Raw genomic sequence first — 8106 nt, 5'->3', positions numbered from 1 at the left:
GGTAGAATATTGTTGAGCAAAATGACGCAGATGTTGAGCCAAACGATGAGGAACAGCATCCGTTGTTCCATACATCCAGTTGTAATAGGGCGCTAATTGGTTGGCGATGGGAATAGTATCACAACGAGGATCAAAAGCATCTGGCTGAACCTGAACGGGTTGCTGTGGTTGTTGTTGTCGAGGATTAGACAAACTCATCACATCCAACATCGGTTGAATTTCAATACAAGTGGTTGTCCCATCAAAAAACTTTTTAATTAGTCCTAGTCGTTCTAATTTATCTAACATCATTCCTGCGGCGCGATCGCTTCCTCGTTCTGAGTCGCAATAAAATAATTTCGCTGCTTCTCTTTGAGTACAGGCGATCGCTTCTTGGGGAAATTCTAACTCAGCCAGCGGGGGTTTAAGGTGAGGTTGATGTTCTTGTTTTTGTTTAACTAATAAATAAACCCACAGTCGCACAAAATACTCAGCTCTAATACGAGTTAAACCGACTCGCTTCCTCAACAGAGAAGTCAAAGTTCGGCGCTGATCCCCAGAAAACCAGATATCAAGTTCTTCTAGATTCATAAGTTGAGTTGAGCATTCCCCAATGCGCTTTTATTTATTACTACTGTACGCAAAAACTTCACCCAACTTCAAGTGACTTCTATAAAGTTCTGTTAAGATCTGCTTGCTAGAGTCACCTCAACTTCCCTTCAGCAGAGTCATTGCAGCTTCACAACTGTGATATACACAATGGTAATAACTCAACCCAAAGGTCTTTGTTATGTGCATCTTGTACGCCTACCCTATGACAACTTTACAGTCTCTACAATCTGTAGTACCGTTTCATCCCCCCTAAATATAGAATGAACTTCAGTTTTGCGCCTATTGGTAATGGTGGAGTGAGCAGAAAATGATCATAGAAGTTTCAAGATTACTCAACCTAACCGATATAAAATTCCGCCTTGAGTTCGATGAAATGCTGACTGTATAACTCTCAGAGTGATGTGCAGATTTTCCAAACTGCATAACTGATATACCAAGATACATATATAAAGGAAGAGGGGAACAAGCCCCATGAAATCAGTCAGTCATTCATTTTAGGGAGTATCTACAATACTGACTAACTAATCGTATCTGATTCTACTCACTCTAGTTCTTCAATCAATACGATTAGCTCTTATTCAAGGTCAGCAAGTTCAAATTCAACCTAATGTAGTGTATCTGTTTTGTTCTCAGGGGAAATAGTTATGACGATTCAAGAAATGCTGAAAAAAGCCGTGACGCAAGTCGATGAGTCTATTGTCTTTCCAATTTTTAAACGAACTGAAGAATCTGTTGATGAGATTGTATTGGCATCAGATGTTGATGGAGTTCGTTACTATTTAGTTCGTTCACGTCCTCAAGATTATAACCCAGTTAATCTGAGTCCTCGTGAACAGTCAATTGCTCGGTTAGTGGCTCAAGGTCTACCTAATAAATGTATTGGCAAAGAACTGGGAATTAGTCCTTGGACTGTCGCGACTCATATACGTCGAGTGTTTAAAAAACTTGATGTTAATTCTAGAGCAGAAATGACAGCTCGACTGATTCACAGTAATTTACTAGAAGGTTAATTCATTTCATTTTGCTTTGATTTAAAAGGGATTACTCTCTCTTGACTAAACAAAAATTGCAATCTTTTTGCAAATACAATTGGTGTCACAAATTCACTCATAAACTTCACCAATGGGGAGCAAGTAATCCCAAAAATGACCAAGTTTTTAAATTTTTTTTGAGTTTGTCTCGGACGTGTTATTCGGTCTAATCAGCGGTAAATTTCTCTATCAGTTGATGCCTTTAGCAATAGAAAAACTATGCACTTTAAAGACGTACAAGCTACACTCATTCGATCTCTAACGACGCTGAAAGGAGCGATTTCTCTAATTACTAACCCCAGCAATACCACTTCTGTTTATGAGTTAGAGGATGGTTTACGGTATGATAAAGCAACTCAACTCTCGATTGAATTTATCACGTCACAGCCCGAAATTAAACCCCTACTCACTGAACGTTATTTAGTTGATGATCCGGATCTGGATACTTTGTTAAACTATCCTCAAAACTCTTTAGGTTATCGTTATGCGTCTTACTTGAAAGCTTCCGGTTTTGACCCTCATTTTTACCGGGATATCAAAGTAGAAGACGATACCAGTTATCTCTTTTTACGACGCCGACAAACCCATGATATTTGGCATATTGTTACTGGGTTAGGGACGGATGTTGCTTCTGAAGTTGGGCTGAAAGCTTTTGAACTCGCTCAAACTCGTAGTCCTTTATCGGCTTTACTTATTGCGGGTGCGTTAGTCCGAACGTTATTTGAAAGCCCGGAAGAACTGGGATATTTACTCGATAGAATTGCAGTTGGATATCGCATGGGTTTTCAGGCTAAACCCTTTCTTGCTCAAAAATGGGAGGAAGATTGGGAAAAATCAATTGAACAATGGCGCGAAGAACTAAATGTACAAGTTCCCCCAGCTTACACGCCTTAATCTATTTTAGATTAGCATTCTCTATTATCCCACAGAAAGCACTTTTCTGTAAACGCGATCGCAGCGTTCTGTTTCGACTCCTGTTGTCGGTTGGTAGCCATGACTTTCATAGAGTTGAATGGCTACTTTTAAAACACTTGCTGTTTCGATCCAAGCTTCTTGAAACCCTTTTGCTTTTATTGTCTCCTCTAAATGAGTCAATAAAAATTTCCCTAAGCCTTTTCCACGTACCGTTGGGAGTAAATACATTTTACGAATTTCAACGGCGTTTTTACCTCGTTTGATTGGATAATAAGCAGCCGTTCCCACGATTTTATTCTGATGTTCTATGACCCAGAATTCACCCCCGGTTTGCTGATAAAACTGCTCAACATGGTAAACATCTTCATCGGCACCTGTCGGTTCACATCCTAACCCATATTCGCTTAAAACAGATGCAATTAAGTTAAAAGCAATTTCGCGATCGCTCTTTTCCCAAGACCGAATAATAAACTGTTTATATTCAGTTCTCATGTTGATTTTTTCGACTCCAAAAGTTAACTATGAATTCTCGGTTTTGGAAACGGATTTGAGAGAATATTACTCTCGATTTCTGATAATTCTTCTAAGCGTTCATTCACAACTTCTGTCTCAAAGTACGTTGTGGCTAAAATCCAATAATATCCATAATGTCTCGCTTCCGATGCCATTAACCCGCGATAAAACTTAGCTAGTTCTACATCAGGACAGTGCGCCCCGAGTAAGCCTAACCGCTCGTGACTGCGAGCTTCAATCAAGCTATAAACTAATAGAAAATCAAGCATTCTTTGCGGTTCATTACGACGAATTTGTTTATTGAGTTCTGAACCATAGGGTGGTGCATCTAAGCGGGCTAAGGGAATTCCACGTCGTTCTAACCATTGATTAACTTGTTCAAAATGTTGCAGTTCTTCTTGAGCAATTGCGGTTAAAGTTCGGACTAATTTTGTACTGGAAGGATAGCGAAACATCAAATTTAAAGCGACTCCTGCGGCTTTACGTTCGCAGTGTGAATGATCGAGTAAAATTGTGTCTAAATTTGCTAGGGCTTGTTCCAGCCAAGCTGAAGATGTGGGTTGTTTTATAAATTTAATTCGAGAGACTGTGTTTGTATTCATAATGGTTTCCTTGCAAAAGATAAATAACGAAGGCAGAAGGCAAGAGGTAATTCTGAACGGGTGACTATTCTTATTCTGCCATGCGATCAAGTCGTTCTCGAATCGAAAGATTAATCAGCGATCGCAAAAACAAAAATAAACCGAATCCTGATAGGCTTAAAATTGCCACAGCCCAACCGTTATAATTGCCGATTAACAGAGCAATTCCACACAATCCAGCAAATCCAGTCCAACAGGCATGAATCAAGCTTTTCAGAGCTAAATTGACTCGTCTGAGCGCACGTTCGCCTTCTATAGATCGGACTCTAACGCGCAATTCTCCTTCTTCGATGCGTTGTTCAATGCGTTGAATTAACTGTTCAGATTTACTCGGTTGTTGCAGTTTAAATTTAACAAATTCTCTAGCTTGTCGAGCCAATTCTCCGATAGAATTAGTTTGACCTGGAAGTGTGGTTAAACTTTTGACAAAAGGACTTGCACAGACGACTAGATTATATTTAGGATCTAAAGCCCGAGCAATTCCATCTAATGTGGTGAGAGATTTTAAAATAAATGTCATTTCAGCCGGAAGCCGAAAAGGTTGTTGTTCAAACATGATATAAACTTCTTCTTTGAGTTGATTAAAGGCTTGAAAATCAATCGGTTTTTCGGTGAATTCTTCTAATAAGAAGCGAATCAGTTTTCGGATAGGTGTCATATCGGGAACCGGATCAATTAAACCAATTTTAATCAAACTATCGAGAACCACATCTGTATCTTTTCTCATGACTGCAAAAAATGTCCGAATCATTTCGCCTTTTTCCAGGGATTTAATCTCGGCCATCATCCCAAAATCATAAAAAATTAGATTACCTTGTTGATTGATCGCAATATTACCGGGATGGGGATCAGCCTGAAAGAAACCATCCTGCAAAATTTGTTTAAGATAGCAACAAATTCCAATTTGATTAATTCGTTTTGTATCGAGTCCACAAGCTTCGATTTGTTTCCGGTTGTCTATTTTGATTCCGGGTAAATATTCCATCGTTAAGATTTTATGACTTGAATATTCCCAATGAATTTTAGGAACAACAATTTCGGGAAAGTTTTTGAAATTTTCTCGAAATCTATCTGCATTTTTTCCTTCCTTAATGTAATCAATTTCTTGATAAAGGATAATAAAAAATTCATTGTAAATGGATTCAATATCATATATTTTTGCCCAATCAAAAAAACGATAACAAACATTAACAATTTTCCGAACGGCTTCCACATCGAGGTCAAATAATTGCTTTAGACCCGGACGTTGAACTTTAACAACGATATCTTCTCCGGTATGCAGTCGAGCTTTGTGAACTTGTCCTAAACTCGCTGCGGCTAAAGGACGTTCATTAAAATCTCGATATAAACTAAACAGCGAATTGCCTAATTCTGACTCAATAATAGCAATTGCTTCCGCCGTCGAAAAAGGAGGAACTTTGTCTTGTAACTTTTCTAATTCTTCTACATATTCTGTCGGTAAAATATCTGCCCGAGTCGATAAAGCTTGCCCAATTTTAATAAAAGTCGGGCCGAGATCGAGCATAGTTTTCACTAACCATTGAGCGCGTTTCCGCTTTTGTCGAGAGCTATTATTGATTAAAGTTCGATCCCACCACAGGAAGAAAAGATACTTCCCGGCAGCAGTAAATACATCAATTTGTCGAGTCAGAGGAGAATATCGGGTTCGCTGCCAACGCAGGGGCTGGGAAGACTTCTTGATGAGCATAGGTCGGTTGATGGGAGTCCGTAAAATTCTAAATCAGTAGAGGCATAGAGTTTGTGACGAGTTGTTATTCATTCGGGTAAACTCACTCAAAATGCGATACGTCTGACGACACATACTCGCTTTCGCCCAATTACCCGATTATCTCTAAATAGAGTAACCGTATCGCTCCAATCATAGCAGTCACTAGACTTGACAATCATAGTCAACCGTAAACCTGAAGTAAGGGTATCGAGGAGCAATTTCGTGATCATCAGTTTTTTCAGTCACGATCAGGATCATTGGCAAATGATTCTCACTGCTCAACTGCTGTGATCATAGCCTCAAACACCGATGCCATACTAAACTATGGACTGGGGCGGTAAATTTGTAACCCCTTTCATCCTCAACGATACCCCGAAGTTCAGCCTTTTAAGCTGGATAAGGGAAAGCATCGGTTTCTCAGGGGAGCCTCCTTGTTCAATGCCCTAATTTTCAAATCCTCTTATGAAGCTTCGTTCGTTTTTGACAATTTTAGCAGTCAGTTCAGTCTTGATCCTGCTACTGGGTATCGCGATATTTTACAAATTATTAGGCCAAAGTCCACTGGTGGCTGTAACCGGGGGAGTAACAACCACACCAAGCGCGGCTATTTTTGTCCCCAAAACGGTTCCGGTGATGGTATCATTGCTGGTGAATCCCGATCGCATTGAAGCCTTTGAACAGGTTCTCACTCCACCCCAAGACCGTCCGCGATCGCACGCTGAATTTAACCGCATCAAAAAAACTCTCCTTGCTAATACCAATCTCAATTACAATCGTGATATTAAACCCTGGTTAGGCAATGAAACGACTGTCGCGTTGATGACCACCGATATTGATCGCAACCTCAAAAATGGCGAACAACCGGGCTATTTATTTGCGTTATCTGCGGCTGATGTCGAACTCGCCACGACCACTTTAGCTCAGTTTTGGCAGCAACAACAGTCAGGGGGAGTTGATGTAGTTTCAGAACCCTACAAAGGCGTTAAACTCACCTATCACCAACCGGATCAAAATGGATCTCGTCCTTTAAGTACAGCAATTTTTAATCGTTTCGTATTAGTGGCGAATTCCCCAAAGATTTTACGAGAAGCAATTAATAATGTACAAGCGGCGAGTTTAAGTTTGAGTCAATCTCTAGCCTATCAACACGCCTTAGAACAACTTCCTGAAAGTCGAGTGGGTTTGGTGTTTGTGAATTTAGGGCGTTGGGGGTTGGAGTGGGAAAATCCGATTGTTAATCTCCCTTCTCAGCCCAATTTAACAATGTCTATGGGTTTGAGTCCTCAAGGATTATTAGCGCATACCGCTTTAGTCAAAGGAGAAGACAAAGATGGAAAATCAGTAGAACCTGCACTTTCTCAACCCATACAAGCTTGGCAATATATTACAGGTCAAAGTGGTTTGGCGATCGCGGGAACGGATCTCAATCATCTTTGGGAACAACTTTCTGTCACCATAGCCGGAAATTCTGGACTGGAAAATTTAGTGAATCAGCCAATTCGTGTGATTAAAGACATTTGGAGTTTAGATTTACCCCAAGATATCTTTAATTGGGTGACAGGAGAATATGCTCTAGCGATGATTCCGCCAACCCCTGAAAAGCAAAAACAAAAACCCGATTGGATTTTTGTTGCAGAACGATTTTCTCCTCTAGCCATTGACGCGATCAAACATTTAGATGAACTCGCCGTAGAGGAGGGATATAGTTTAGGAAACTTTGAATTAGGGGAACGCACCCTCAGCGCTTGGACGACGTTAAATCGGGTTCCTAATCTGGCTAACAAAAATGTTAATCCCCAGGTGTTACAAGCCAAACCCAAAGCCGTTCATGCCACGGTGGGAGAGTATGAGATCTTTACCACGTCTGTAGAAGCAATGGATCAAGCTTTGAGTCTGGTTTCCCAGAAAACTTTACTCAATGATCCAGAATTTAAAATAGCTTTTCAACAAATACCAACGGCTTCAGATGGCTATTTCTTTTTAGATTGGGAAGCCAGCGTAGGATTTCTCAAACAGCAAATTCCCTTGTTAAGATTATTAGAGTTATCTGCCAAACCGTTCTTTGATCACTTGCGTGCGCTAACGATTAGCAGTGCCGGAGCCGTAGAGGGAGTGGCTAAGGCGACGGTGTTTATTCGACTCAAATAAAATCTCTCCAAAATAATTTAGATCTTTTCCTTACCCATAAAGAGAAGGATGATTGGAACCACAATAAGTTAGCACCGGAGTTTGGTAGGGGAGTTTGGACATCATGGTTGCTCCGGCTTGGGCGGAGAATTTCCGATATTGGCTTCCCCAACCTTGCTCACTGTCAAAGATAGTGCTGAATAATTTTTCCACCTTGCGACTGACTCGATAGACCAAGAGGGAAATCCGAGAAGGAGAAGGATGAAGTTGGATCAGTCCATTGGCTTGTAATTGTAAGATAAAATCCATTAAATCGCGATCGCACTGACGAGGATCAACCTGATATCGAGATAAAATCGCCTCCCGAATTTCCTTAATGGTACGGGGTTGAGAGAGCAACATTCTCCAAATTGTGGCTCCGACTGATTGAGAGCCGTAGTATTCTTCAGTTGCGAGATCTAAAATAATAACTTCATGGTGAAGTTGCGAAGAACGCTGAGTTTTAGCGGTATAGATAATAGAGGTTTCTTCGATCATGGGCTGACTATTTTAATGAGGT

7 protein-coding genes and 1 pseudogene are annotated in these 8106 nt (G+C 40.4%); 3 read left to right on the top strand and 5 right to left on the bottom strand.

Annotated features, from left to right (window positions below; genetic code table 11):
- Positions 1-570, bottom strand: a pseudogene (locus tag M595_RS21655) (hypothetical protein); the annotation flags it as partial.
- 665 nt (positions 571-1235) lie between these two features.
- Here M595_RS21655 and M595_RS21650 point away from each other — a divergent pair.
- Together M595_RS21650 and M595_RS21645 are read left to right on the top strand one after the other, a co-directional pair.
- On the top strand, positions 1236-1601 hold the full coding sequence (locus tag M595_RS21650; RefSeq protein ID WP_023068594.1) for a response regulator transcription factor: 366 nt from the start codon (positions 1236-1238) through the stop codon (positions 1599-1601).
- Between the two features lie 240 nt (positions 1602-1841).
- Positions 1842-2516, top strand: coding sequence for a Coq4 family protein (locus M595_RS21645; RefSeq protein WP_023068609.1), 675 nt, complete (start codon positions 1842-1844; stop codon positions 2514-2516).
- 24 nt (positions 2517-2540) lie between these two features.
- On the opposite strand, the gene M595_RS21640 is transcribed toward M595_RS21645, so the two are convergent.
- The 3 genes from M595_RS21640 to M595_RS21630 form a co-directional block, all read right to left on the bottom strand.
- Positions 2541-3029: a GNAT family N-acetyltransferase gene (locus M595_RS21640; RefSeq protein ID WP_023068603.1), complete on the bottom strand. Its 489-nt coding sequence runs from the start codon at positions 3027-3029 to the stop codon at positions 2541-2543.
- 23 nt (positions 3030-3052) lie between these two features.
- Positions 3053-3652, bottom strand: coding sequence for a MiaE family protein (locus M595_RS21635; RefSeq protein ID WP_023068595.1), 600 nt, complete (start codon positions 3650-3652; stop codon positions 3053-3055).
- Between the two features lie 70 nt (positions 3653-3722).
- Positions 3723-5399, bottom strand: a complete 1677-nt coding sequence (locus M595_RS21630; protein WP_023068606.1) for an ABC1 kinase family protein — start codon at positions 5397-5399, stop codon at positions 3723-3725.
- A gap of 483 nt (positions 5400-5882) precedes the next feature.
- Between M595_RS21630 and M595_RS21625 the strand changes: the two genes are divergently transcribed.
- Positions 5883-7568 (top strand): DUF3352 domain-containing protein, encoded by a 1686-nt coding sequence (locus M595_RS21625; protein ID WP_023068607.1) that lies wholly within the window; start codon positions 5883-5885, stop codon positions 7566-7568.
- 30 nt (positions 7569-7598) lie between these two features.
- Here M595_RS21625 and M595_RS29580 read toward each other — a convergent pair whose 3' ends face one another.
- The gene (locus M595_RS29580; RefSeq protein WP_023068605.1) at positions 7599-8084 is read right to left on the bottom strand and encodes a PqqD family protein; all 486 of its coding nucleotides are present in this window, start codon (positions 8082-8084) and stop codon (positions 7599-7601) included.
- Positions 8085-8106 lie beyond the last annotated feature (22 nt).

The organism is Lyngbya aestuarii BL J, from assembly GCF_000478195.2.
In the GTDB taxonomy this organism is placed as follows: domain Bacteria; phylum Cyanobacteriota; class Cyanobacteriia; order Cyanobacteriales; family Microcoleaceae; genus Capilliphycus; species Capilliphycus aestuarii.
The sequence above is the reverse complement of the archived record's forward strand: the minus strand, read 5'-3'. Positions and strand labels throughout refer to the sequence as shown.